Genomic DNA, 24,051 nt, shown 5'->3' on the forward strand with positions numbered 1-24,051 from the left:
GCGCACTTTTTTTCCGTGGGCAAGGGGATTGATAACCATCGGAATTATCTGTTTGTACTGGCGGAACTGCGTAAGCAGGTTATGCTGATAAGTGTAAGTAACGTGTTTGAGACTCTTCCAGTAAGAGTATTTCACAGCATTAATTGCCAGAATAAATCAAGGAGAAGAAGATGAAGAAGACTGCCGCAATTATTTCTGCTTGTACTTTAGCTTTCGCCCTGAGCGCCTGTTCCAGCCCGAACTACGCGTTGCACACCAACGATGGCCGTACAATCATTTCCGAAGGCAAGCCGAAAACTGACGACCAGACAGGAATGATTTCCTACAAAGACGCGAACGGTAATGAGCAGCAGATTAACCGTTCTGACGTGAAAGAGATGGTTGCTCTGGAGAAATAATCCCGGGCGCCAGGCAAAAAAAAGCACCGCAATTTGCGGTGCTACATTAATCACTATGGACAGACAGGGTAAATGTACAGGAAGTGAAAAAGGGGTAGCGTCGCTACCGGGGTCTGAAATGCAGACCAAATTGCAAACACAACAACACAACATCACAACCGTAAGCCAAAAGCCCTTCAGAATCTCAATTCCAAAACACTTTTCGTTCCGGCTTCAGGAAGTGGCGCCACTATAGGTATTTGCTGGTGCAACCTCAACGGACAATTTATAATGGCTCAGATAAAAAAAACTAATAGGTTAACTACTGTTTCCTGTTTGTTAAATTCAGTTTACTTCTAAGCCTGATAAACCATGTCCAAGCGATTACCACCTCTTAATGCATTACGTGTTTTTGATGCCGCTGCCCGCCATTTAAGTTTCACCCGCGCGGCCGATGAGCTATTTGTGACGCAGGCCGCAGTAAGCCACCAAATCAAGTCTCTCGAGGATTTTCTCGGCCTGAAACTCTTTCGCCGCCGCAACCGTTCGCTGCTGTTAACGGAGGAGGGGCAGAGTTATTTTCAGGATATCAAAGAGATATTTTCCCAGCTCAATGAAGCCACCCGCAAATTGCAGGCGCGCAGCGCCAAGGGCGCGCTCACCGTCAGCTTGCTGCCCAGTTTCGCTATTCAGTGGCTGGTGCCAAGACTCTCCAGCTTTAACTCAGCTTATCCGGGAATCGACGTGCGTATCCAGGCGGTCGACCGCGAAGAGGACAAGCTCGCCGACGATGTCGACGTAGCGATCTTCTACGGTCGCGGCAACTGGCCGGGGCTGCGCGTGGAAAAACTCTATGCCGAATATCTGCTCCCGGTCTGCTCGCCGCTGCTGCTGACCGGCGAGAAAGCGCTAAAGACGCCGGACGATCTGGCTCGCCATACCCTTTTACATGATGCTTCGCGCCGCGACTGGCAAACCTATACCCGTCAGTTAGGCGTTAACCTCAATGTTCAGCAGGGGCCGATCTTCAGCCACAGCTCAATGGTGTTACAGGCGGCGATCCACGGTCAGGGCGTGGCGCTGGCAAACAATGTGATGGCGCAATCGGAGATCGAAGCGGGTCGTCTGGTCTGCCCGTTTAATGATGTGCTGGTGAGTAAAAATGCTTTTTATCTGGTTTGTCATGACAGCCAGGCAGAACTGGGTAAAATAGCGGCCTTTCGTCAGTGGATCCTGGCCAAAGCGGCAAGCGAGCAGGAAAAATTCCGTTTCCGCTACGAACAATAATTCGCGCGCGCAGGGCGCGTATGACTCTTGGGGAAGTAACATGACCAGCCGTTTTATGCTGATTTTTGCCGCAATAAGCGGTTTTATCTTTGTCGCGTTGGGCGCATTCGGCGCGCACGTGTTAAGCAAGTCACTCGGCGTCACCGAGATGAGCTGGATCCAGACCGGCCTTGAGTATCAGGCGTTCCACACCTTAGCGGTGTTCGGTCTTGCGGTGGCGATGCAGCGCCGCATCAGCATCTGGTTTTACTGGAGCAGCGTGTTCCTGGCACTCGGCACCGTGCTGTTCAGCGGTAGCCTCTATTGCCTCGCGCTCTCCCATTTACGCCTGTGGGCGTTTGTTACCCCGGTCGGCGGCGTCTGCTTCTTAATCGGCTGGGCATTAATGTTAATTGGCGCAATTCGTCTGAAACGTAGGGGCGTTGTTCATGAATAAAGTGGTATTGCTGTGCCGCCCGGGTTTTGATAAAGAGTGCGCAGCCGAAATTACCGATAAAGCCGGACGCCAGAACGTGTTCGGTTTCGCCCGCGTCAAAGAGAACGCGGGCTATGTCATTTTTGAGTGCTATCAGCAAGAGGATGCCGACAAACTGGCGCGCGAGCTGCCGTTCAGCTCGCTGATTTTTGCCCGCCAGATGTTTGTCGTCGGGGAACTGCTGCGCGACCTGCCGCCGGACGATCGCATTACGCCGATCGTTGGCATGTTGCAGGGCGTGGTGGAGAAGGGCGGCGATCTGCGCGTTGAAGTGGCCGACACCAACGAAAGCAAAGAGCTGATGAAGTTCTGCCGCAAGTTCACCGTGCCGCTGCGCGGTGCGCTGCGTGAAGCGGGCATTCTTGCGCGCAGCGACTCGGCGAGCCGCCCGGTGGTGCATATCTTCTTTATTGCACCAGGCTGCTGCTACACCGGCTACTCCTACTCATACAACAACTCACCTTTCTATATGGGCATTCCGCGCCTGAAGTTCCCGTCCGATGCGCCGAGCCGCTCGACGCTGAAGCTGGAAGAGGCGTTTCACGTCTTTATTCCTGCCGATGAGTGGGACGAACGCCTGGCGAACGGCATGTATGCCGTTGATCTTGGGGCCTGCCCCGGCGGCTGGACCTACCAACTGGTGAAGCGCAACATGTGGGTCTCGTCCGTGGATAACGGTCCGATGGCGCAGAGCCTGATGGACACCGGCCAGGTGACCTGGCTGCGCGAAGATGGTTTCCGCTATCGTCCGACGCGCAGCAACATCTCCTGGATGGTGTGCGATATGGTCGAGAAACCGGCAAAAGTGGCGGCGCTGATGGCGCAGTGGCTGACGGAAGGGTGGTGTCGTGAAACCATCTTTAACCTCAAGTTGCCGATGAAAAAGCGCTATGAAGAGGTTTCCAACAATCTCGCCTATATTCAGCAGCAGCTGGATGAGCACGGCATCGCCGCGCAGATCCAGGCGCGTCAGCTCTATCACGATCGTGAAGAGGTGACGGTTCATATTCGCAGAATGTGGGCGGCAGTGGGTGGGCGCAGGGACGAGCGTTAATCCTTCTAAACGGAGCGGTGCTCAAAACTTCGCGTACTGTATGTTGCGCACTGCCCCTGTTCAGATAGCCTGCAACTAAAACCTGCAGGCTTATTTTTTATTTCCCGCCCTGGCTAACTCTTTGACCAGCGGCAGCATAATCCGCATTACATCGCGGCTGCGGTGTTCAATTCGCCCCGGTAGCGCCTTATCGATATAGAGCTGGTTATCAAGCCGCGCGCGGTGATAGCTCACGCCATCCGGAAACGCCTTCGACTTTGCCCTTTGCTGAGTGCCATCTTTATTGCCCAGAGACCAGTTGGCGGCTTCCACCGACAGCACCGGAATCATCGCGTTATCAAACACCTGCGCATCATGGCAGCAGGCGCTGCGCTTCTCCGCACTCGCCGGGGCGCTTAACGCCTGAATGCCGTGCGAGCGGGCAATCGCCAGCGCACGGTCGCGCGTCAGTTTGCGCACCGAGGCCGGGGTATTTTTGCCGCTGGTAAAATAGAGTTTGTCGCCAACGATCAGGTTATTGAGGTTAATCACCAGCAGGGTGTTTTTGCGCTCTTTCTCGCTCATGCGATCGAGAAAGCTCTCTGCGCCAAGCTGACCCTCCTCTTCGCCGCTGGTGGCGACAAAGCGCACGGTGTACTCCGTCGGCGTCGTTTTTAGCGCCTGCGCCAGTTCAAGCATTACGCCAAGTGCCGCGGCATTGTCATCAATGCCCTGCAACGTTAAGCCACCCAGATTATTGTCGACGTCGGCATCGCTTTGCGGCGCGTAGGTATCAAGATGCGCCATCACGATAATCTGCTGCGGCACGCGCCCTTCATGGGCGGCGATCACCGAACTGCCGGTCACATTCTGCCAGCTCTGCTGATTATCTTTAGTGCTGTAGCGGTAGCGGGTTTTGAACTTACGGATATCGCTCTGATAACCCATCTGGGAAAATTGCTGCTGGAGATAGTCCGCGCTGAGCATTTCGGCCGGCGTGCCGGTCATGCGGCCGGGAAAGAGGCTGGCGATATGTCGCGCCTGTTCATTTGCCATGTCACCGGGTTGGGAAGAGCGGGCAGCAACCGGAAGGATAAAGCATACGCCGAGCGCCAGGGCAGCGGTACGGAGGCGCAATGCGGAAAACATAGTGAGTCCTTTATGCAGCAAGATTTTAAACGGGCTTAGTATGAAACTGTGACGGAGTTTGCACAATTTCATTTGTTGTTAACCATGCGAAAAATCTCACCTTAAGCACTTTTTGGTATGAGCTTTCCCATCTCTTTATTCTTTTGCGGAACTACTCATTCCAATTCGTAATTTCATTCGTTCTAACGCGCCCCCTATAGTCCCCCTATTGCTGGCTGTGAGTGAGTTACAACGTTGTGGATTACCTGCCTCTGTTTGCTGCTGTAAAAGACCGCCCTGTTTTAGTGATTGGCGGCGGTGAAATTGCCGCGCGCAAAATCACCTTTTTGCGCCGTGCGGGCGCGCACGTACAGATAGTGGCCAGACGACTCGATCCGCAACTGCAACAGCTTGCCGATGAGCAGGCCGTTCACTGGATAGCTACGGAGTTTGATGAGTCGCAGCTTGATGCAGTGTTTCTGGTGATCGCTGCAACTAACGATTCCGCGCTTAATCGCCGGGTCTTCGACGCTGCCAATGCGCGCCATCGGCTGGTTAACGTGGTGGACGATCAGCCGCTCTGCTCCTTTATTTTCCCCTCTATTGTTGACCGTTCGCCGCTGATCGTCGCCATCTCCTCCGGCGGCAATGCACCGGTGCTGGCGCGTCTGCTGCGTGAAAAGATTGAGGCGCTGCTGCCGGGGAATCTCGGGCGGATGGCGGCGGTGGCCGGGCGCTGGCGCACGCGCATCAAAGCGTTTCGCCGCACCACGGACGATCGCCGTCGCTTCTGGGAGAGCGCCTTTCGCGGGCGTTTCGCCAGCCTGATGGCAGCGGGCGATGAGCCTGCGGCAGAGCGGGCGCTGGAAGCGGAGTTACAACATCCGGGATCGGCTAGCGGCGAGATTATCCTCGTCGGAGCCGGGCCGGGCGATGCGGGCTTGCTAACCCTGCGCGGTTTGCAGGTGATCCAGCAGGCCGATGTGGTCTTTTACGACCATCTGGTGAGCGATGCGGTGCTGGAGTTAACCCGCCGCGACGCGGAGAAGATCTGCGTTGGTAAACGGGCGGGCGTGCATGCCGTGCCGCAGCACGAAACCAATCGCATGCTTGTAGAAGCGGCGCAGGAGGGGAAAACCGTCGTGCGCCTGAAAGGTGGCGATCCCTTTATCTTTGGTCGCGGCGGTGAAGAGCTACAGGCGGCGGCTGAAGCGGGTATCCCGTTCCAGGTGGTGCCGGGCGTTACTGCGGCATCGGGCGCGACGGCGTATGCCGGTATTCCGCTGACGCACCGGGATTTCGCCCAGAGCGTCACCTTCGTTACCGGCCACTACAAAGCCGACAGCGCGCCGTTCGACTGGTTGCAGCTGGCGCAAAGCCGCCAGACGCTGGCGATCTATATGGGCACCATGAAAGCGGCCGAGATCAGCGCACAGCTGATTGCCCACGGCCGCGAGCGCACCACGCCGGTGGCGGTGATCTCCCGCGGCACGCGCGCCGATCAACAGATTACTACCGGCACATTAGAACAACTTGAGGAACTGGCTACAGGCGCGCCGATGCCCGCCCTGTTAGTGGTGGGTGAAGTGGTTGCGCTTCATCGCGAACTGGCCTGGTTCCAGCAAACGACAGCTACGGCGGCGTTTGACGCTTCCGTGATTAATCTGGCTTAAGGAAGGGATATGGACGAAAAACGACTCACTCACCTGCGACAACTGGAGGCGGAAAGCATCCATATCATTCGCGAAGTGGCCGCCGAGTTTGCCAATCCGGTGATGATGTACTCCATCGGCAAAGACTCCAGCGTGATGCTGCACCTGGCGCGTAAAGCCTTCTATCCGGGCACGCTGCCGTTTCCACTGCTGCATGTCGATACCGGCTGGAAATTCCGCGAGATGTATGAATTCCGCGACCGTACCGCCAAAGCCTACGGCTGTGAACTGCTGGTGCATAAAAACCCGGAAGGGGTGGCGATGGGTATCAACCCGTTCGTGCACGGCAGTGCGAAACATACTGACATTATGAAAACCGAAGGGCTGAAGCAGGCGCTGAACAAGTATGGTTTTGACGCCGCATTTGGCGGCGCGCGCCGTGATGAAGAGAAGTCGCGCGCTAAAGAGCGAATCTACTCCTTCCGCGACCGTTTTCACCGCTGGGATCCGAAAAACCAGCGTCCGGAGCTGTGGCATAACTACAACGGCCAGATCAACAAAGGCGAAAGCATCCGCGTTTTCCCGCTCTCCAACTGGACCGAGCTGGATATCTGGCAGTACATCTTCCTGGAAAATATTGAGATCGTGCCGCTCTATCTGGCCGCCGAGCGACCGGTACTGGAGCGCGACGGCATGCTGATGATGATCGACGATGACCGCATCGATCTGCAGCCGGGTGAAGTGATTGAAAAACGCATGGTGCGCTTCCGTACCCTCGGCTGCTGGCCGCTGACCGGCGCGGTGGAGTCCCACGCCCAGACGCTGCCGGAGATCATCGAAGAGATGCTGATCTCGACCACCAGCGAGCGCCAGGGGCGCGTGATCGACCGCGATCAGGCCGGCTCGATGGAGCTGAAAAAACGCCAGGGTTATTTCTAAGGAGCCGCCATGAACACCACTATTGCACAACAAATTGCGGATGAAGGCGGCGTTGAAGCGTACCTGCATGCCCAGCAACACAAAAGCCTGCTGCGTTTTCTTACCTGCGGCAGCGTCGATGACGGCAAGAGCACGCTGATCGGCCGCCTGCTGCACGACACTCGCCAGATCTACGAAGATCAGCTCTCAACGCTGCACAATGACAGCAAACGCCACGGCACCCAGGGCGAGAAACTCGATCTTGCGCTGCTGGTGGATGGCCTGCAGGCCGAGCGCGAGCAGGGCATTACCATTGACGTGGCGTATCGTTACTTCTCCACCGAGAAGCGCAAATTTATTATTGCCGACACGCCGGGGCATGAGCAGTACACCCGCAATATGGCGACCGGTGCCTCCACCTGCGATCTGGCGATCCTGCTGATCGATGCGCGCAAAGGCGTGCTGGATCAGACCCGCCGCCACAGCTTTATCTCTACGCTGCTTGGCATCAAACACCTGGTGGTGGCGGTGAACAAGATGGATCTGGTGGAGTTCAGCGAAGCGACCTTCGATTCTATTCGCCAGGATTACCTCACCTTTGCCGAACAGTTGCCGGGCGATCTCGATATTCGCTTTGTGCCGCTCTCGGCGCTGGAGGGCGACAACGTTGCCAGCCAGAGCGACAAAATGGCGTGGTACAGCGGCCCGACGCTGCTGGAGATGCTCGAAACCGTTGAAATCAAACGCGTGGTAGAGAGCCAGCCGATGCGCTTCCCGGTGCAGTATGTTAACCGCCCGAACCTCGATTTTCGCGGTTTCTCCGGTACGCTGGCCTCCGGCGTGGTCAAGGTCGGGCAGCGCATCAAAGTGCTGCCGTCGGGCGTGGAGTCAACCATCGCGCGTATCGTCACCTTTGATGGCGATCTGCAGGAAGCGGGCGCGGGCGAAGCGATTACCCTCGTGCTGAAAGATGAGATTGATATCAGCCGCGGCGATCTGATCCTCGACGCGCAGGAAACACTGCCGTCGGTGCAGCGCGCCTCGCTCGATGTGGTGTGGATGGCGGAGCAGCCGTTGCAGGCGGGCCAAAGTTTTGAGGTCAAAGTGGCGGGCAAGAAAACCCGCGTGCGCATCGACGCTGTGCAGTACCAGGTGGATATCAACAACCTGACCCAGCGCGAAGTGGAAAATCTGCCGCTGAACGGTATCGGGCTGGTCGACGTCACCTTTGATGAGCCGCTGACCCTCGACCCTTATCAGCAGAACCCGGTGACCGGCGGGATGATCTTTATCGATCGCCTGAGCAACGTCACCGTTGGCGCGGGCATGGTGCGTGAAGTGCACACCGATGCGCAGGTTGTACCATCGGAATTCAGCGCTTTTGAACTGGAGCTGAACCAGCTGGTGCGTAAGCACTTCCCGCACTGGGGCGCGCGCGATCTGCTGGGAGGCAAATAATGGCGCAGCATGACGAAAACGTCGTCTGGCATGCCCATCCAGTGACGCCGCAGCAGCGTGAGCAGCTCCACGGCCATCGTGGGGTTGTGCTCTGGTTTACCGGGCTTTCCGGCTCCGGTAAATCGACCGTGGCGGGGGCGCTGGAAGAGGCGCTGCACCAGGCGGGCGTCAGCACCTATCTGCTTGATGGCGATAACGTGCGCCACGGTCTGTGCAGCGATTTAGGCTTTAGCGATGCGGATCGTAAAGAGAATATTCGCCGGGTCGGAGAAGTGGCGAAGCTGATGGTCGAATCGGGGCTGGTGGTGTTGACCGCCTTTATCTCGCCCCATCGCGCCGAGCGGCAGATGGTGCGTGAACGCCTCGGCGAGGGGCGTTTCATTGAGGTGTTTGTCGATACGCCACTGGCGATTTGCGAAGCGCGCGATCCGAAGGGGTTGTACAAGAAAGCGCGCGCCGGTGAGCTGCGTAATTTCACCGGCATTGATTCGGTGTATGAAGCGCCGGAAGCGCCGGAAGTGCACCTCGATGGCGAACAATTGGTAACAAATTTGGTCAGCCAATTATTAGACCTGCTGCGGCAGGGAGATATTATCAGATCCTGAGACGGTACTGGCGATACACCCACTCTTCAGGCTTTAGCGAGTTTGCTTTTCGCGCCGTCTGAACAGGTGTGTATCGCGTTTACCGGTCGTGCAGGCAACAGGATCAGATATGCGTAACAGTCACAACATTACCCTCCCGCGGTCATCGTCTCTTCCCCCGACCGCCGACGAACCCACATGGTCGCTTCCGGGTGCCATTGTGGGCTTTGTCGCATGGCTGCTGGCGCTGGCAATCCCTTTTCTTTTATACGGCTCCAATACGCTCTTTTTTCTCCTCTATACCTGGCCCTTTTTTCTCGCCCTGATGCCGGTCTCGGTGGTGGTGGGAATTGCCCTGCATTCGCTGCTCGACGGTAGGCTGCGCTACAGCTGTGTGGCGACGCTGCTCAGCGTGGCGGCGATGTTCGGCCTCCTTTTCCTCTGGCTGGTGGGCTAAGGCGCGCCATACTTCAAGGTGTAACGCCTGTTAAGGCAATGTGTCCGGGTTCGGATTGCTCAACATTTATGATAAAGTCTGGCGCTTGCGCGGTATCACCCGGCCCCGAAGTGGAGTCTGACGAAAAGTTATGGGATGATGATGCCGTTTTTCAGGGGGCAGGATGGGTAAATTAACGCTGCTTTTGCTGGCTTTGCTGGTCTGGCTGCAATACTCGCTGTGGTTCGGCAAAAATGGTCTGCACGACTACGGCCGCGTCAGCGAAGATGTGGCGGCTCAGCAGGCGACAAACGCAAAACTAAAAGCGCGCAACGATCAGCTGTTTGCCGAAATTGACGATCTCAATGGCGGCCAGGAAGCGATCGAGGAGCGTGCTCGCAATGAGCTGACCATGACGAAACCGGGCGAAACCTTCTATCGTCTGGTGCCGGACGCGTCAAAGCGCGCGGCAGGCTCAGCGCAGAACACACAAAACACGCAGAATACGCAAACTAGACCATAAACAGTCCCGGGTTAACGAATGGCAACACTCATTCCGGACGTCTGTGCCGTGGTGCCGGCCGCCGGATTCGGCCGCCGCATGCAAACGGAATGTCCAAAGCAGTATCTCTCCATCGGCGATAAAACCATCCTTGAGCACGCGGTCGCCGCGCTGCTCGCCCACCCGTGCGTCAGCCGGGTGATTATTGCCGTCAGCGCGGGCGATGAACGCTTCGCGCAGCTTCCTCTGGCCAACCATCCACAGATTACTGTGGTCAACGGCGGCGCGGAACGTGCCGACTCGGTGCTGGCGGGGCTGAAAGCCGCTGCCGGTGCGCCGTGGGTGCTGGTGCATGACGCCGCGCGCCCCTGCCTGCACCAGGACGATCTCAACCGGCTGCTCGCCCTGCGTGAGACCAGTCGGGTAGGGGGGATCCTCGCCGCGCCGGTGCGCGACACCATGAAACGCGCCGAGCCGGGAAAAAGTGCTATCGCTCACACCGTCGAGCGCAATGATCTCTGGCACGCCCTGACGCCGCAGTTTTTCCCGCTGGCGTTACTCCACGACTGCTTAACCCGCGCGTTAGATGAAGGCGCTACCATCACCGATGAAGCCTCGGCGCTGGAGTATTGCGGCTATCATCCCGAGCTGGTCGCCGGGCGTGCGGATAATATTAAAGTGACCCGACCCGAAGATTTACGACTCGCAGAATTTTATCTGACCCATGCAGACCTTCAGGAGAAAGCATAATGCGCATTGGACACGGTTTTGACGTACACGCCTTTGGCGGCGCTGGCCCGATTATTATTGGCGGCGTGCGCATTCCCTACGAAAAGGGGCTGCTGGCACACTCCGACGGCGATGTCGCCCTGCATGCGTTAACCGATGCGCTGCTCGGTGCGGCGGCGCTGGGGGATATTGGTAAACTCTTTCCGGACACCGATCCCGCTTTCAAAGGCGCGGACAGTCGCGAACTGCTGCGCGAAGCCTGGCGACGCATTCAGGCCAAAGGCTACACGCTTGGCAACGTGGATGTGACCATCATCGCCCAGGCACCGAAGATGTTGCCGCATATTCCGCAGATGCGCGTCTTTATCGCCGAAGATCTCGGTTGCCATATGGATGACGTCAACGTTAAAGCCACCACCACCGAGAAGCTCGGTTTCACCGGGCGCGGCGAAGGCATTGCTTGTGAAGCGGTGGCGCTGTTAGTGAAGGCGGCGAAATGACGGAATTTGATAATCTCACCTTCCTGCACGGCAAGCCTGGCGGCAATGGCATCCTGAAGGCCAGCCCGGAAGATTTCGTCGTGGTGGAGGATCTGGGCTTCGAGCCAGACGGCGAAGGTGAGCATATTCTGGTACGAATTCTGAAAAATGGCTGCAATACGCGTTTTGTTGCTGACGCTTTAGCGAAATTCCTTAAAATTCATGTGCGTGAAGTGAGCTTTGCCGGTCAGAAAGATAAGCATGCCGTTACGGAACAGTGGCTTTGTGCCCGCGTACCGGGTAATGGTATGCCGGATCTCAGCCAGTTCACGCTCGAAGGCTGCAAAGTGCTGGAGTATGCCCGCCATAAACGCAAACTGCGTCTCGGCGCGCTGAAAGGCAACGCCTTTACGCTGGTGCTGCGGGAAATAAGCAGCCGTGCAGAGGTTGAATCGCGCTTAAAGGCCATCGCGGAACAGGGCGTGCCCAACTATTTTGGCGCACAGCGTTTTGGCATCGGCGGCAGTAATCTGCAGGGCGCGCTGCGCTGGGCGCAAAGCGACGCGCCGGTTCGCGATCGTAACAAACGCAGTTTTTGGTTGTCCGCCGCGCGCAGCGCGTTGTTTAATCAGGTGGTCAGCGAGCGGCTGAAGAAACCAGACTTCAATCAAGTTGTTGTCGGCGATGCGCTACAATTAGCGGGTCGCGGCAGCTGGTTCGTGGCGACCAATGAGGAGCGCGACGAGTTACAGGCGCGCGTCGATGCGAAAGCACTGATGATCACCGCGCCGCTGCCGGGCCGCGGCGAGTGGGGAACACAAGACGCGGCGCTGGAGTTTGAGCAGCAAGCGATTGCTGATGCGCCAGAGTTACAGACGCTGCTGGTGAGAGAAAAAGTGGACGCTGCGCGCCGTGCGATGTTGCTCTATCCGCAGGCGCTCAGCTGGAACTGGTGGGATGACGCCACCGTCGAGGTACGTTTCTGGCTACCGGCGGGGAGTTTTGCCACCAGTGTGGTCAGGGAACTTATCAACACATCGGGTGATTATGCGAATATTGCTGAGTAACGATGACGGGATCCACGCGCCGGGTATCCAGACGCTGGCCCGTGCTCTTAGGGAGTTTGCCGACGTTCAGGTCGTGGCTCCCGATCGTAACCGCAGCGGTGCGTCTAATTCGCTGACGCTCGAATCTTCGCTTCGTACTTTTAACTTCGATAACGGCGACATCGCCGTGCAGATGGGCACGCCGACGGACTGCGTCTTTCTCGGCGTGAACGCATTAATGCGCCCGCGCCCGGATGTGGTGGTTTCAGGCATCAACGCCGGGCCGAACCTCGGCGATGATGTTATTTACTCCGGCACCGTTGCCGCCGCGATGGAGGGCCGCCACCTCGGCTTTCCGGCGTTAGCCGTCTCTCTTAATGGTCACACCCACTATGAAACCGCCGCTGCGGTCACCTGCGCGATCCTGCGTGGGCTGAGCCGCGAGCCGCTGCGCACCGGGCGCATTTTGAATATCAACGTGCCGGATCTGCCGCTAAGTGAGATCAAAGGCATTCGCGTGACGCGCTGCGGCAGCCGCCATCCTGCTGACCAGGTGATCCCGCAGCAGGATCCACGCGGCAACACCCTTTACTGGATTGGCCCGCCGGGGGAGAAGTGCGATGCCGGTCCCGATACCGACTTCGCCGCCGTTGATGAGGGTTATGTTTCCGTTACGCCGCTGCACGTGGATTTGACCGCCTACAGCGCGCAGGAGGTGGTATCAGGTTGGTTGGATCGCGCCGGGGTGAATACGCAATGGTAAGCAAACGCATCCAGGATCTTCTCAATCAGTTACGCGCGCAGGGCATCAAAGATGAACAGGTGCTTGAGGCGCTGTCGCGGGTGCCGCGCGAGAAATTTATCGACGAGGCGTTTGAACACAAAGCGTGGGAAAACGTCGCCCTGCCGATTGGTCAGGGGCAAACCATCTCCCAACCCTATATGGTCGCGCGCATGACCGAGCTGCTCGAGCTGACGCCCGATTCGCGCGTGCTGGAGATTGGCACCGGTTCCGGTTACCAGACGGCGATCCTCGCCCATCTGGTGCACCATGTCTGCTCCGTTGAACGGATTAAAGGGCTGCAATGGCAGGCGCGCCGCCGCCTCAAACAGCTCGATCTGCACAATGTCTCCACGCGTCACGGTGATGGCTGGCAAGGATGGCAAGCACGCTCGCCATTTGACGCTATTATTGTGACAGCCGCTCCGCCTGAAATTCCCGCCGCGCTAATGTCGCAGCTGGATGACGGCGGCATTCTCGTTTTGCCCGTGGGCGACGAACTCCAGCAGTTGAAGCGGGTTCGTCGGCGGGGAAGCGAATTCATTATTGATACCGTTGAAGCCGTGCGCTTTGTTCCGCTTGTACGCGGTGAACTGGCCTGAGTTACAGATTTATCCTGGGTATTTCGGGCCATAACAGCGTATTGTGGGCAAATTTGCCGTCGACCTTCGCGGTTATCTTTAAGTCATTGGTAATTTACATAATATTGGGGGAAAAATGAGCGCGGGAAGCCCGAAATTCACCGTACGCCGTGTCGCGGCATTGTCACTGGTTTCGCTTTGGCTGGCAGGGTGTTCAAATTCCAACAATACTCCGGCACCGGTCAGCTCCGTAGGCGGAAGCGCCAGCGGCAGCGACAACTCAGGTATGCTCATTACGCCGCCGCCTGCCATGAGCACTAACGCACAGCCGCCGCAAATGCAGCAAGTTCAACCGGTACAGCCTGTTCAACCCGTGCAACCGGTGCAGCCAGTGCAGTCTCAACCTGTCCATGCGCAGCCGGTACAGACGGTAGATGGCCATATTGTCTATAACCGCAAGTACGGCAATATCCCGAAAGGGAGCTACACCGGCGGCAGCACCTATACCGTAAAACGCGGCGATACCCTCTTCTATATTGCCTGGATCACCGGCAACGATTTCCGTGACCTGGCACAGCGCAACAACGTGGCTGCGCCGTATGGTTTGAACGTCGGGCAGACGTTGCAGGTAGGAAATGCATCTGGTACACCTATCACAGGCGGAAATGCAATAACGCAGGCTGATGCATCGGAACAAGGAATAGTCTCAAAAACTGCGCAAAATTCAACCGCGGTGGTTGCTTCGAAACCGACAATTACGTATTCTGAGACTTCAGGTGAACAAAGTGCTAATAAAATGTTGCCGAACAACAAGCCTGCGACACCTGTCACAGCGCCTGTTACGGCACCTTCCGTTAGTACAACAACCGAACCGACTGTCAGCAGTACAACAACCAGCTCGCCGATTTCAACCTGGCGCTGGCCGACTGAAGGCAACGTTATCGATAACTTCTCTGCCACCGAGGGTGGTAACAAGGGTGTCGATATCGCAGGCAGTAAAGGACAGGCTATCATCGCGACCGCAGATGGACGCGTAGTATATGCCGGTAACGCACTGCGCGGTTACGGTAATCTTATCATCATAAAACACAACGATGATTACCTGAGTGCCTACGCCCATAACGACACAATGCTGGTCCGGGAACAACAAGAAGTGAAGGCGGGGCAAAAAATAGCGACTATGGGTAGCACCGGAACCAGCTCTACACGCTTGCATTTTGAAATTCGTTACAAGGGGAAATCCGTAAACCCGCTGCGTTATTTGCCGCAGCGATAAATCGGTGCAAAGCAGGTGAGGTCATTCTCACTTATTCCGTTGCAGTGAGCGCTAATGCCGCTGCAGCGGAGGTAAATGAGAATGCGTCAGGTGTTTTGCCCAGGGATCACGGGTAGGAGCCACTTTATGAGTCAGAATACGCTGAAAGTTCATGATCTAAATGAAGACGCGGAATTTGATGAGAACGGAACAGAGGCTTTTGACGAAAAAGTCTTGGTAGAAGAGGAACCCAGTGATAATGACCTGGCTGAAGAAGAGCTGTTATCGCAGGGTGCAACACAGCGTGTTTTAGACGCGACTCAGCTTTATCTTGGGGAAATTGGGTACTCCCCGCTTTTGACGGCCGAAGAAGAAGTTTATTTTGCACGCCGTGCATTACGAGGTGATGTTGCCTCCCGCCGTCGCATGATCGAGAGTAACCTGCGTCTGGTGGTGAAGATTGCCCGTCGATACAGCAATCGTGGTCTGGCTCTGCTGGATCTGATTGAAGAGGGCAACCTGGGGCTGATCCGCGCCGTTGAAAAATTTGACCCAGAACGTGGGTTCCGTTTCTCAACTTACGCGACCTGGTGGATTCGTCAGACCATCGAGCGGGCTATCATGAACCAAACCCGCACCATTCGTCTGCCGATTCACATCGTCAAAGAGCTGAACGTCTATCTGCGTACCGCGCGTGAGTTGTCCCATAAACTGGACCACGAACCGAGCGCAGAAGAGATTGCTGAACAGTTAGATAAACCTGTTGATGATGTCAGCCGTATGCTGCGTCTCAATGAGCGCATTACCTCAGTTGATACGCCGCTGGGCGGTGATTCTGAAAAAGCGCTGCTGGACATCCTGGCCGATGAAAAAGACAACGGCCCGGAAGACACCACGCAAGACGATGATATGAAACAGAGCATCGTCAAATGGCTGTTCGAACTGAACGCCAAACAGCGTGAAGTGCTGGCACGTCGTTTCGGTCTGCTGGGTTATGAGGCTGCGACACTCGAAGATGTAGGCCGTGAAATTGGTCTCACTCGTGAACGTGTTCGCCAGATTCAGGTTGAAGGTCTGCGTCGTTTGCGCGAAATCCTGCAAACGCAAGGGCTGAATATCGAAGCGCTGTTCCGCGAATAAACACCCTTTCTCGTCAAAAAGGCCGGTCGTAAAGACTGGCCTTTTTTCTTTTCTGCTACTCAGCAAGCGCCGTTTCATGCAGATGCCGCCACATAAGCTTCCCACCATCGTTCTCAAACACCACCGTTGACCAGCGCTGATGCGCCGCCTGATCCGGCAATTGCTGCGTTTCACGGTAGCGCAGCACTGCGCCGCTTTCCCACTCTGCCAGTAATTCCATATCCTCAACGCGGATACTCAGCCCCGCGCGCGCCGCGCGCTGCGCCTGGAAAAAGTTGACCAGCGCAGGCTTATCCAGCGTCGCTCCGCCGGGGGTAATCATGGTGAACGCGTCACTAAAGCGCGCCATCAGCGCCGCGCAGTCGCCTTCGCCGCGCCCCAGCCACGCTTCAATGGCGATGTGGGCATCAATAATTTCCGTCGTATAAACCTTCATGGTTGCTCCTGTTTCAGCTGTTGCAGGGTGTATTGGTTATCAAGGTGCAGCGCGCCTAAAAGGGGGAAAAGCGTAATTATGGCAGCGAGGATAAATGTCCCGCGATAGGCGGCGAGGCTCGGCAGCACCTGTTGCAGCAGACCGAGAACAAACGCCAGCAGCGTGGCGCCAATAAAAAAGCTCAACTGGCGGTTAAGATTCCACAGCGCGCTGGCATCCGGCATCGCCTGATGGCTGATGGTAAGAAAAGCGCAGCTCTGCGCGGTGCTGCTGCACAGGCTTCCTCCCGCGCCCATCAGCGCGAAGCTGACGATAAGCACCGCCAGCGGCGTCGACGGAGTAACAAGCAGCAGCATCACAATGCCCACTGCCTGCAACAGAGCACCCATTATCACCAGCGGGCGCGGGCCGAGACGATTGAAATAGCGGCCGGTCACGGAAATCGCCAGCGCGGAGGCGAGCGACCACGGCACCATTAACGCGCCGGTCACCGCAGGCGTGAGCCCAACCATGCGCTGTAAATAGAACATCCCCACCACGCTGACGCCAATAAACATCCCCGGCACGCAGAGATAAATAAGCATGGCGAAGCGCAGCAGTGAGTTCTTCAGCAGGGAGAGATCGAGCAGCCGGCGCGAAACGGCGGGCTTTGCCTCCTCCTTCAGCCAGCACCCGGCCAGCAGCAGCGTCAGCAGTGCCAGCGGTAGCGTGACGAAGAAGATCCAGCGCCAGCCGAGCAGTTCCACCAGCAGACCACCGACCGCCGGAGAACAGGCGGGGGCGAGCAAGGCCACCAGCATCACCGCAGAGGAGATTTTCGCCCGTTCATGAGGTTTAAACTGCTGCCAGGCGAGGGCCTGGCCGACCGGGATCAGCAACCCGCCGCCTAACCCCTGCACTACGCGCCAGGCAATCAGGCTGCCCAGTGAGCCAGCAAAACCCGCCGCCAGCCCCGCCGCGCTGAAGAGTAACAGCGACAGCATAAAGAGCCGCCGCGCACCGATAAAGCGCGTCAGCAGTGCGCTGAAGAGGATCGCCACCGTCAACCCGGCGATATAACCATTGCTGACCCACGCCAGCGCGGAGACCGACGCGTGCAGGCTCGCTGACATCGCCGGGAACGCGACGCTGGCGATAAACATATTGATCAAGTCGAGAAAAAAGCCGAGCAGATAGACCACCGCGACTTTGTTGCGATACCTCATTTTTCCTCCTTCTGTGCGGAGCGCTACTGTAGCCGCTGGCAGAAAGGGGATAAACGGCGCGGGTGGCGATATACTGTCAAACCTGTTTTGACAATCACGAGAGAAGTGATGCTCAATTTGCAACGCGTCGCCATGTTTATCGCCGTCGTTGACACCGGCAGCTTTACCGCCGCGGCCGCAACGCTCGGGCAGACCAAGGCGGTGATCAGTTTTAATATCCGTCAGCTGGAGGATTCGCTGGGCGTGGCGCTGCTGTTACGCTCCACCCGCCGCTTAACGCTGACCGAGGCGGGGAGCCTCTTTTACCAGCGCGGCGTTGCGCTGCTACGGGATGCCGAAAATTTGCAGGATGAGGTGCAGGCAAACCATATCGGACTCAGCGGTGAGTTACGTATTACCACCACGCCGGAGTATGGCGCGCAGGTGGTGATCCCGGCGCTGGCGGCTTTCAGCGAGCGTCACCCGGCGCTGCGCATTCGCCACGTCTCTTCGTCCCATCATGCGGATCTGATTAGCGAGCGTTTCGATGTCGCTATTCGCCTCGGCACACTGGCCGACTCCCGCTATCACGCGGCGCTGATTTCACGCTTCGATATTCTTCCTGTTGCCGCGCCGCAGTGGCTCAGCCAGCACCCGATAACGACGCTGCACGCCCTGGCGCACGCGCCGTGGATTATTCATGAGCGGCTCGCTTCCCCGCTGCGCTGGCAGGTCACTGATGCGGCGGGCAGCAGTGAAACGCTGGAGATAAAGCAGCCCGCGCGTATCTTCGCCGACAGCGCGCAGGCGCTGATGTCGTTTGCCCTTGCCGGCTGTGGCGTGGCGCTGCTGCCAGCATGGCTGGTGCAAAACGCGCTGGCTGAAGGGCGGCTGGTGCATCTGTTGCCGGAGTGGAGGTTTGCGCCGCAGGGCGTTTACGCGGTGTATGCCGATACGCAGCATCTCTCTGCCAAAGTGCGCGCACTGGTCGATTTTTTGCGCCAGTGGGTGGCGCAGGAGGAGGTTGCCGGATGACATTAACGCCATCCGGCAGCGTTTGTTAGACGAGGTTTTTTAAGCGGTAGATCCACTCCAGCGCCTGGCGTGGTGTCAGGCTGTCCGGATCGAGATTCTCAAGCGCTTCCACCGCCGGGTTGGTCTCTTCCGCCGGAGCAAGCAGCGACATCTGCGTGCCGTCAATCTGTGTGCCCGCGGCACTCGGGGAGAGGCTCTCCAGCTCGCGCAGCTTGCCGCGCGCGCGCTTGATCACCTCTTTCGGCACGCCCGCCAGCGCCGCGACCGCAAGGCCGTAGCTCTTGCTCGCCGCGCCATCCTGCACGCTGTGCATAAAGGCGATGGTATCGCCATGCTCAATCGCGTCGAGGTGCACGTTCGCCACGCCCTCCATCTTCTCTGGCAGCTGCGTCAGCTCAAAGTAGTGGGTGGCAAATAGCGTCAGCGCTTTGATCTTATTCGCCAGATTCTCCGCACAGGCCCACGCCAGCGACAGGCCGTCATAGGTCGACGTCCCGCGGCCAATCTCATCCATCAGCACCAGGCTGTTCTCGGTGGCGTTATGCAGGATGTTGGCGGTTTCGGTCATCTCAACCATAAAGGTCGACCGCCCGCTCGCCAGATCGTCCGCCGCGCCAACGCGGGTGAAGATGCGGTCAATCGGGCCAATCTCCACCTTCTGCGCCGGAACATAGCTGCCGATATAGGCCAGCAGGGTAATCAGCGCGGTCTGGCGCATATAGGTACTTTTACCGCCCATATTCGGGCCGGTGATAATCAGCATCCGGCGCTGCGGCGACAGGTTCAGCGGGTTGGCGATAAACGGCTCTTTCAGCACCTGCTCTACCACCGGGTGACGCCCTTCGCTAATGCGGATGCCCGGCTTATCACTGAAGGTCGGGCAGCAGTAGTTCAGGGTGTCGGCGCGTTCAGCGAGGTTGATCAGCACATCCAGCTCCGCCAGCGCGGCGGCGCTCTGTTGCAGGTCGCCGAGGTGCGGCATCAGCAGGTCGAACAGCTCCTCATAGAGTTGCTTTTCCAGCGCCAGCGCTTTGCCTTTCGAGGTGAGTACCTTGTCTTCATACTCTTTCAGTTCAGGAATGATGTAGCGCTCGGCGTTTTTCAGCGTCTGGCGGCGCACATAGTGGATCGGTGCCAGGTGGCTCTGCCCACGGCTGATCTGGATAAAGTAGCCGTGCACCGCGTTATAGCCCACTTTCAGGGTGTCGAGCCCCAGGCGCTCGCGCTCGCGGATCTCCAGCCGGTCGAGATAATCCGTCGCGCCATCGGCGAGGCTGCGCCACTCATCCAGTTCAGCATGGTAGCCGGGGGCAATGACGCCGCCGTCGCGTACCAGCACTGGCGGGGCTTCAATAATGGCGCGCTCAAGCAGTTCGCGCAGTTCGCTGAACTCGCCCATTTTCTCACGCAGCGCCTGCACCGGTGCGCAGTCGACGTCAGCCAGCTGCGTGCGTAGCTCCGGCAGTTGCTGGAAGGCGTAGCGCATACGCGCCAGGTCACGCGGGCGGGCGGTACGCAGCGCCAGACGTGCCAGAATACGCTCCAGATCGCCCACCTGACGCAACACTGGTTGCAGCTCGGCGGCGCGATCTTGCAGCGCGCTGATGGTTTGTTGACGCTCGGTAAGCACTTTCGTGTCGCGCACCGGCATGTGCAGCCAGCGTTTCAGCATGCGGCTGCCCATCGGCGTGACGGTGCGGTCGAGCACCGAGGCCAGTGTGCTTTCAATCCCGCCTGCGAGGTTCTGGGTGATCTCCAGATTACGGCGCGTCGCGGCATCCATAATAATGGTGTCCTGCTGACGCTCCATAGTAATAGAGCGGATGTGGGGCAGGGCAGTACGTTGCGTATCTTTGACGTACTGCAACAGGCAGCCGGCGGCGCACAGGCCGCGCGCGGCGTTCTCAACGCCGAAACCAACCAAATCGCGGGTGCCAAACTGCATATTGAGCTGCTGGCGGGCGGTGTCAATTTCGAACTCCCACAGCGGGCGGCGGCGCAAACCGCGGCGGCCTTCAATCAGCGCGGTTTCCGCAAAATCTTCCGCATAGAGCAGTTCGGCAGGGTTGGTGCGTTGCAATTCAGCGGCCATGGTTTCGCGGTCGGCGGGTTCGCTGAGGCGAAAACGCCCGGAGCTAATATCCAGCGTGGCGTAGCCAAAGCCTTTGCTATCCTGCCAGATGGCAGCCAGCAGGTTATCCTGGCGCTCCTGCAGCAGCGCTTCATCGCTGATGGTGCCCGGCGTGACGATGCGTACGACCTTGCGCTCCACCGGCCCTTTGCTGGTGGCCGGATCGCCAATCTGCTCGCAAATCGCTACCGATTCGCCGAGGCTCACCAGTTTTGCCAGGTAGTTCTCCACCGCATGATGCGGCACGCCCGCCATCGGGATTGGCTCCCCGGCGGAGGCACCGCGTTTGGTCAGGGAGATATCCATCAGCTGCGACGCGCGTTTCGCATCGTCATAAAAGAGCTCATAGAAGTCGCCCATACGATAGAAAAGCAGAATGTCCGGATGCTGCGCTTTCAGCTTCAGGTATTGCTGCATCATTGGGGTGTGCGCGTCGAGATTGTCTGTCGTACTCATCAGTTAGTGATGTCCATCTTCTTGAAAAATAATGAGTCAGTGATGTTTGTTGTTCTCATCGCTTATCACTTTCCTCACCGAAACTCATGAATTTGCATCGCGGTTCATGAAGGCGTAGGGAGCATGATAACGGACTCTGTGGGGCAGGAAAACAAGCGTGCGAGAAGGTGTTATTGAAAGCGACAGGAATGATGAAGCCAGATGATCAGGATAAAGCTGATAACGGCGAAAATCGTGGTTTACATCCCTCCTGTAGCGCTGCCGGGGTAAACTCTTTTTTCTACCGTTACATAGCCCTCTGAGGGAGAGGCTCCCTCAGGTCAAAATCGGCCGCCTGGATTAGTCCATTGGTAGGCAGCAAGCGAAGCGTTGCGATTATTAAAAAGCCGTAACCACGCCATTGTCTCCCCCGCCGCTGGCTTTTGCGGCAGTGAGCCATTTATTTCATTAAACGGGGGAAGAGTTTCAGCCCGTTGAGATTATTAATTTCTCTTAACTGGTTCCCCGTATAGTTTTCATAATTATCCAGCTGATGGGCGAATGAAGTACTGACGGACGCAGGCGCATAAGGAAAATCGCTACCGTAAAGAATATGTCCCGGCTCAGCAAAGGCCAGCAGACTTTTCAAAGCGACGTGACTACTGGACAACGCAGTGTCGAAGTAAAACTTTTTCATCTCCCCAAGCATCTCATCTTTGCTGAGCGTCGGGTGCAGGCCGGGTAATAACTCAGCAAATCGATATGAAGCGTAAGGCAAAAATCCTCCCGCATGAGAAAGGATCACTTTGATATTTTGACAACGCTTCATTACACCTTCTACAACCATATGTATCGCAGTCCGGGTGGTGTCCATCGGATAATCAATGACGGGGCCGGGAATACCAGGTATTGATGCCATCGGTGGTTTGGCCGGGTGGATAAACACAACAGCAGAACGACGATTTAATTCATCCCATACAGAGTTGAATCGCTCGTCTCCTAAATATATTCCCTGATAGTTAGTCATCAGCACCACACCATCAGCATCTAAATGATCATAGGCATAATTAATTTCAGTCAGCGAGGTATTAATATCAGGCAATGGTAAGGTTATAAAATTACCAAAACGTCCAGGCATTTTCTGCACCAGAGCAGCAGTATATTCATTAACCTTTCTCGCCATATCAATCATGCTCTTACCATGCCATCCAGTAATACTGGGGGCAGTAAGAGAGAGAATTCCCGTGGCGATCTGATTATCGTCCATGAAATTAATAGCATCCTCTGGTGACCAGGCTGGACTTTTCCATCCGGATGGATCTCCGCCATGTTTGGCCAGTTCACCGGCCCAGAAAGGAGGGACCACGTGCTGATGAACATCAATACGATTTGAATAGGTCATAATATTTACCTTTTATGTCAGGAGGAAAATGGACTGCGTATTGAAATATATTAAGAGTGACATTTTAATCACTCAAATAGATTGATATTATCAAACAATAACTTTAAGTAATCGTTTGGTATTTGGAGAAAAGGCATGGAGCTCCGTCGTTTACGCTATTACGTTGCGCTCGTCGAAGAGAAACACTTTGGTAAAGCGGCTGAGAGATTGCATATTGTACAACCGGCATTAACCAAACAAATACATGCGCTTGAAGAACTTATTGGTACCACTTTATTAATCAGGAACAGTCGGCGGCTCTCTTTAACGAAAGCAGGTGAATTGTTTTACCATGAAGCCATAAAAACGCTAAGGCAGGCTGACTCTGCTGTGGAACTGGCTCAGAGGGCAGGGAAAGGATTAATCGGCGTGATCCGCATCGGCTACGTTGGTAATGCAGCACTTAGCGGCATGTTGTCGCATTATCTATTTCAATACCGCTTACATTATCCTGATGTGGAAGTTTATTTAGAAGAAATGTCCCCATGGGAAATTTGTGAAGCTATTCTGAATGAAGAACTTGATATATCATTCGCGACAGATTTTAATAATAATTTGTCTGAGCATTTAGTTGCACAAAACCTCATGTCATGGCACTGGGTAGTAGGGATGAGAAAAGACCATCCTCTGGCGGTGAATAAATATATTTCACGTGAGCAGCTAAAAGAACAGGCATTTGTCGTATATAGCGACGAAAGAAACGATAGTGTACAAATTAGTATTTTGCAACGATTGCTGGGTGCGACTCCTGTAATATCACGCCAGGCTAAAAATACAATAGCCACTCTGACGTTAACTGCTGCGGGATATGGTCTGGCATTATTGCCATGCACATTAGTCAACATCAAAATGGCCGGGATGACATGTCGGGAAATAATTGATTTTCCGGACCGAATGACAATGGAATTGTTTTATAGAAAAAATGAATCCAACCCCGTGGTAAATTCATTTTTACGGGTCGCGTCAGATATGGATATTTCTTTTCTTAATGAAAATTCATAGGTTATGTAAAAGGTATTAAAGTTTCTGTTTTACCATCCTGATTTTTAAGAAGTAAGGGGACTCGGGAATAAGACCGCGTTATTCTGTGCCCTCTCATTTTTAGTTGTGCCATTCTGCGTGATGCAGTTCAATATTAATGATCGTTATGAAATAATTTATTGATTAACGTCTGAGTAAGGACGTTTTTTTATTGTGACAATGTATAAAAAATTTAGTTATAAAACATGAAATGCGTAATAAATTATTTACGCTACTATCCTTTCGGGTTGGCAAAAAATAAGTTAACGCTTTACATTGAGTTTATTATGTGATTTTGGCTGTTTATTTTCAGTGACTTACGAATTTTTTGCAAACGAAAGTCTTCTCTCTGTCATCAATTTTAACTAACGCCGACTATTAACGTTAAAAAAAATGAAGAAGCACACTTATAGTTAGAAATAGTGTTTCAATATGAAATTATCCATAGCTCATGCCTATTGAATGTCAGATTTGAACAGTTTTTAACGATCAATTTATAAACTCTCTT

At 55.8% G+C, this 24,051-nt stretch carries 24 protein-coding genes; 19 read left to right on the plus strand and 5 right to left on the minus strand.

Annotation, left to right across the window (positions count from 1 at the left end; genetic code table 11):
* Positions 1–170: 170 nt before the first annotated feature.
* The 4 genes from ACWPW2_RS18810 to rlmM all read left to right on the plus strand — a co-directional run bounded on the left by ACWPW2_RS18810 (position 171) and on the right by rlmM (position 3,193).
* Positions 171–398: a YgdI/YgdR family lipoprotein gene (locus ACWPW2_RS18810; RefSeq protein ID WP_023481080.1), complete on the plus strand. Its 228-nt coding sequence runs from the start codon at positions 171–173 to the stop codon at positions 396–398.
* Positions 399–749: 351 nt separating this feature from the next.
* Positions 750–1,664, plus strand: coding sequence for a glycine cleavage system transcriptional regulator GcvA (gene gcvA, locus ACWPW2_RS18815; protein WP_023481079.1), 915 nt, complete (start codon positions 750–752; stop codon positions 1,662–1,664).
* Between the two features lie 40 nt (positions 1,665–1,704).
* Positions 1,705–2,100, plus strand: coding sequence for a DUF423 domain-containing protein (locus ACWPW2_RS18820; RefSeq protein WP_023481135.1), 396 nt, complete (start codon positions 1,705–1,707; stop codon positions 2,098–2,100).
* Positions 2,093–3,193 carry a 23S rRNA (cytidine(2498)-2'-O)-methyltransferase RlmM gene (gene rlmM / locus ACWPW2_RS18825; protein ID WP_454124680.1) on the plus strand — a complete coding sequence of 367 codons (1,101 nt, stop codon included), beginning with the start codon at positions 2,093–2,095 and terminating at the stop codon, positions 3,191–3,193. Before ACWPW2_RS18820 ends, rlmM begins: the two co-directional genes overlap by 8 nt.
* 90 nt (positions 3,194–3,283) lie before the next feature.
* Here the strand turns inward: rlmM and ACWPW2_RS18830 are convergent, their stop codons facing one another.
* Positions 3,284–4,321: an aminopeptidase gene (locus tag ACWPW2_RS18830; RefSeq protein WP_454124682.1), complete on the minus strand. Its 1,038-nt coding sequence runs from the start codon at positions 4,319–4,321 to the stop codon at positions 3,284–3,286.
* A gap of 245 nt (positions 4,322–4,566) precedes the next feature.
* On the opposite strand from ACWPW2_RS18830, the gene cysG reads away from it, so the two are divergent.
* The 13 genes from cysG to rpoS all read left to right on the plus strand — a co-directional run bounded on the left by cysG (position 4,567) and on the right by rpoS (position 15,861).
* On the plus strand, positions 4,567–5,973 hold the full coding sequence (cysG, locus tag ACWPW2_RS18835) for a siroheme synthase CysG (protein ID WP_454125278.1): 1,407 nt from the start codon (positions 4,567–4,569) through the stop codon (positions 5,971–5,973).
* Between the two features lie 9 nt (positions 5,974–5,982).
* Positions 5,983–6,891: a sulfate adenylyltransferase subunit CysD gene (cysD, locus tag ACWPW2_RS18840; protein ID WP_023481127.1), complete on the plus strand. Its 909-nt coding sequence runs from the start codon at positions 5,983–5,985 to the stop codon at positions 6,889–6,891.
* Positions 6,892–6,900: 9 nt separating this feature from the next.
* Positions 6,901–8,328: a sulfate adenylyltransferase subunit CysN gene (gene cysN, locus ACWPW2_RS18845; RefSeq protein WP_454124684.1), complete on the plus strand. Its 1,428-nt coding sequence runs from the start codon at positions 6,901–6,903 to the stop codon at positions 8,326–8,328.
* A complete protein-coding gene (gene cysC / locus ACWPW2_RS18850; protein ID WP_279794304.1) occupies positions 8,328–8,933 on the plus strand; it encodes an adenylyl-sulfate kinase in 606 nt (201 codons plus the stop codon). The genes cysN and cysC overlap by 1 nt, the downstream gene beginning before the upstream one ends.
* Positions 8,934–9,042: 109 nt before the next feature.
* Positions 9,043–9,369 carry a DUF3561 family protein gene (locus tag ACWPW2_RS18855; RefSeq protein WP_023481103.1) on the plus strand — a complete coding sequence of 109 codons (327 nt, stop codon included), beginning with the start codon at positions 9,043–9,045 and terminating at the stop codon, positions 9,367–9,369.
* Between the two features lie 163 nt (positions 9,370–9,532).
* Complete coding sequence (ftsB, locus tag ACWPW2_RS18860) at positions 9,533–9,871, plus strand: cell division protein FtsB (RefSeq protein WP_023481120.1); 339 nt, start codon at positions 9,533–9,535, stop codon at positions 9,869–9,871.
* Between the two features lie 18 nt (positions 9,872–9,889).
* Positions 9,890–10,600, plus strand: a complete 711-nt coding sequence (ispD, locus tag ACWPW2_RS18865) for a 2-C-methyl-D-erythritol 4-phosphate cytidylyltransferase (RefSeq protein WP_454124687.1) — start codon at positions 9,890–9,892, stop codon at positions 10,598–10,600.
* Positions 10,600–11,079: a 2-C-methyl-D-erythritol 2,4-cyclodiphosphate synthase gene (gene ispF / locus ACWPW2_RS18870; RefSeq protein WP_023481125.1), complete on the plus strand. Its 480-nt coding sequence runs from the start codon at positions 10,600–10,602 to the stop codon at positions 11,077–11,079. The genes ispD and ispF overlap by 1 nt, the downstream gene beginning before the upstream one ends.
* Entirely contained in the window at positions 11,076–12,125 is a 1,050-nt protein-coding gene (gene truD, locus ACWPW2_RS18875; RefSeq protein WP_454124689.1) for a tRNA pseudouridine(13) synthase TruD, read from the plus strand. The genes ispF and truD overlap by 4 nt, the downstream gene beginning before the upstream one ends.
* Positions 12,106–12,867, plus strand: a complete 762-nt coding sequence (surE, locus tag ACWPW2_RS18880; protein WP_454124691.1) for a 5'/3'-nucleotidase SurE — start codon at positions 12,106–12,108, stop codon at positions 12,865–12,867. The genes truD and surE overlap by 20 nt, the downstream gene beginning before the upstream one ends.
* Positions 12,861–13,487 carry a protein-L-isoaspartate(D-aspartate) O-methyltransferase gene (locus ACWPW2_RS18885; RefSeq protein WP_279794306.1) on the plus strand — a complete coding sequence of 209 codons (627 nt, stop codon included), beginning with the start codon at positions 12,861–12,863 and terminating at the stop codon, positions 13,485–13,487. Before surE ends, ACWPW2_RS18885 begins: the two co-directional genes overlap by 7 nt.
* A gap of 166 nt (positions 13,488–13,653) precedes the next feature.
* Positions 13,654–14,742, plus strand: coding sequence for a murein hydrolase activator NlpD (gene nlpD / locus ACWPW2_RS18890; RefSeq protein ID WP_454125280.1), 1,089 nt, complete (start codon positions 13,654–13,656; stop codon positions 14,740–14,742).
* A gap of 126 nt (positions 14,743–14,868) precedes the next feature.
* The gene (gene rpoS / locus ACWPW2_RS18895) at positions 14,869–15,861 is read left to right on the plus strand and encodes an RNA polymerase sigma factor RpoS (protein ID WP_023481104.1); all 993 of its coding nucleotides are present in this window, start codon (positions 14,869–14,871) and stop codon (positions 15,859–15,861) included.
* Positions 15,862–15,916: 55 nt separating this feature from the next.
* On the opposite strand, the gene ACWPW2_RS18900 is transcribed toward rpoS, so the two are convergent.
* Positions 15,917–16,297, minus strand: a complete 381-nt coding sequence (locus ACWPW2_RS18900; RefSeq protein ID WP_454124694.1) for a DUF4440 domain-containing protein — start codon at positions 16,295–16,297, stop codon at positions 15,917–15,919.
* Positions 16,294–17,502: an MFS transporter gene (locus tag ACWPW2_RS18905; protein ID WP_454124696.1), complete on the minus strand. Its 1,209-nt coding sequence runs from the start codon at positions 17,500–17,502 to the stop codon at positions 16,294–16,296. Before ACWPW2_RS18905 ends, ACWPW2_RS18900 begins: the two co-directional genes overlap by 4 nt.
* A 108-nt stretch (positions 17,503–17,610) precedes the next feature.
* On the opposite strand from ACWPW2_RS18905, the gene ACWPW2_RS18910 reads away from it, so the two are divergent.
* Complete coding sequence (locus ACWPW2_RS18910; RefSeq protein ID WP_454124698.1) at positions 17,611–18,516, plus strand: LysR family transcriptional regulator; 906 nt, start codon at positions 17,611–17,613, stop codon at positions 18,514–18,516.
* A 25-nt stretch (positions 18,517–18,541) separates the two neighbouring features.
* Here the strand turns inward: ACWPW2_RS18910 and mutS are convergent, their stop codons facing one another.
* Both mutS and ACWPW2_RS18920 read right to left on the minus strand, forming a co-directional pair.
* Positions 18,542–21,103, minus strand: a complete 2,562-nt coding sequence (gene mutS, locus ACWPW2_RS18915; RefSeq protein ID WP_454124700.1) for a DNA mismatch repair protein MutS — start codon at positions 21,101–21,103, stop codon at positions 18,542–18,544.
* A 439-nt stretch (positions 21,104–21,542) separates the two neighbouring features.
* Positions 21,543–22,484 carry an amidohydrolase family protein gene (locus tag ACWPW2_RS18920; protein ID WP_454124702.1) on the minus strand — a complete coding sequence of 314 codons (942 nt, stop codon included), beginning with the start codon at positions 22,482–22,484 and terminating at the stop codon, positions 21,543–21,545.
* Positions 22,485–22,619: 135 nt separating this feature from the next.
* Here ACWPW2_RS18920 and ACWPW2_RS18925 point away from each other — a divergent pair, with 135 nt between their 5' ends.
* The gene (locus ACWPW2_RS18925; protein WP_454124704.1) at positions 22,620–23,525 is read left to right on the plus strand and encodes a LysR substrate-binding domain-containing protein; all 906 of its coding nucleotides are present in this window, start codon (positions 22,620–22,622) and stop codon (positions 23,523–23,525) included.
* The last annotated feature ends 526 nt before the right edge of the window (positions 23,526–24,051 follow it).

This window comes from Kosakonia sp. Marseille-Q7440, assembly GCF_965119485.1.

Bases quoted from the DNA above. Each gene is read 5' to 3' on its own strand.
- cysC (WP_279794304.1), top strand. From the start codon at position 8,328: ATGGCGCAGCATGACGAAAACGTCGTCTGGCATGCCCATCCAGTGACG.
- ACWPW2_RS18810 (WP_023481080.1), top strand. From the start codon at position 171: ATGAAGAAGACTGCCGCAATTATTTCTGCTTGTACTTTAGCTTTCGCC.
- ACWPW2_RS18925 (WP_454124704.1), top strand. From the start codon at position 22,620: ATGGAGCTCCGTCGTTTACGCTATTACGTTGCGCTCGTCGAAGAGAAA.
- truD (WP_454124689.1), top strand. From the start codon at position 11,076: ATGACGGAATTTGATAATCTCACCTTCCTGCACGGCAAGCCTGGCGGC.
- cysN (WP_454124684.1), top strand. From the start codon at position 6,901: ATGAACACCACTATTGCACAACAAATTGCGGATGAAGGCGGCGTTGAA.
- gcvA (WP_023481079.1), top strand. From the start codon at position 750: ATGTCCAAGCGATTACCACCTCTTAATGCATTACGTGTTTTTGATGCC.
- rlmM (WP_454124680.1), top strand. From the start codon at position 2,093: ATGAATAAAGTGGTATTGCTGTGCCGCCCGGGTTTTGATAAAGAGTGC.
- ACWPW2_RS18905 (WP_454124696.1), bottom strand. From the start codon at position 17,502: ATGAGGTATCGCAACAAAGTCGCGGTGGTCTATCTGCTCGGCTTTTTT.
- ACWPW2_RS18855 (WP_023481103.1), top strand. From the start codon at position 9,043: ATGCGTAACAGTCACAACATTACCCTCCCGCGGTCATCGTCTCTTCCC.
- ispD (WP_454124687.1), top strand. From the start codon at position 9,890: ATGGCAACACTCATTCCGGACGTCTGTGCCGTGGTGCCGGCCGCCGGA.
- ACWPW2_RS18830 (WP_454124682.1), bottom strand. From the start codon at position 4,321: ATGTTTTCCGCATTGCGCCTCCGTACCGCTGCCCTGGCGCTCGGCGTA.
- cysD (WP_023481127.1), top strand. From the start codon at position 5,983: ATGGACGAAAAACGACTCACTCACCTGCGACAACTGGAGGCGGAAAGC.
- ispF (WP_023481125.1), top strand. From the start codon at position 10,600: ATGCGCATTGGACACGGTTTTGACGTACACGCCTTTGGCGGCGCTGGC.
- ftsB (WP_023481120.1), top strand. From the start codon at position 9,533: ATGGGTAAATTAACGCTGCTTTTGCTGGCTTTGCTGGTCTGGCTGCAA.
- ACWPW2_RS18920 (WP_454124702.1), bottom strand. From the start codon at position 22,484: ATGACCTATTCAAATCGTATTGATGTTCATCAGCACGTGGTCCCTCCT.
- ACWPW2_RS18820 (WP_023481135.1), top strand. From the start codon at position 1,705: ATGACCAGCCGTTTTATGCTGATTTTTGCCGCAATAAGCGGTTTTATC.
- ACWPW2_RS18900 (WP_454124694.1), bottom strand. From the start codon at position 16,297: ATGAAGGTTTATACGACGGAAATTATTGATGCCCACATCGCCATTGAA.
- mutS (WP_454124700.1), bottom strand. From the start codon at position 21,103: ATGAGTACGACAGACAATCTCGACGCGCACACCCCAATGATGCAGCAA.
- rpoS (WP_023481104.1), top strand. From the start codon at position 14,869: ATGAGTCAGAATACGCTGAAAGTTCATGATCTAAATGAAGACGCGGAA.
- ACWPW2_RS18910 (WP_454124698.1), top strand. From the start codon at position 17,611: ATGCTCAATTTGCAACGCGTCGCCATGTTTATCGCCGTCGTTGACACC.
- surE (WP_454124691.1), top strand. From the start codon at position 12,106: ATGCGAATATTGCTGAGTAACGATGACGGGATCCACGCGCCGGGTATC.
- ACWPW2_RS18885 (WP_279794306.1), top strand. From the start codon at position 12,861: ATGGTAAGCAAACGCATCCAGGATCTTCTCAATCAGTTACGCGCGCAG.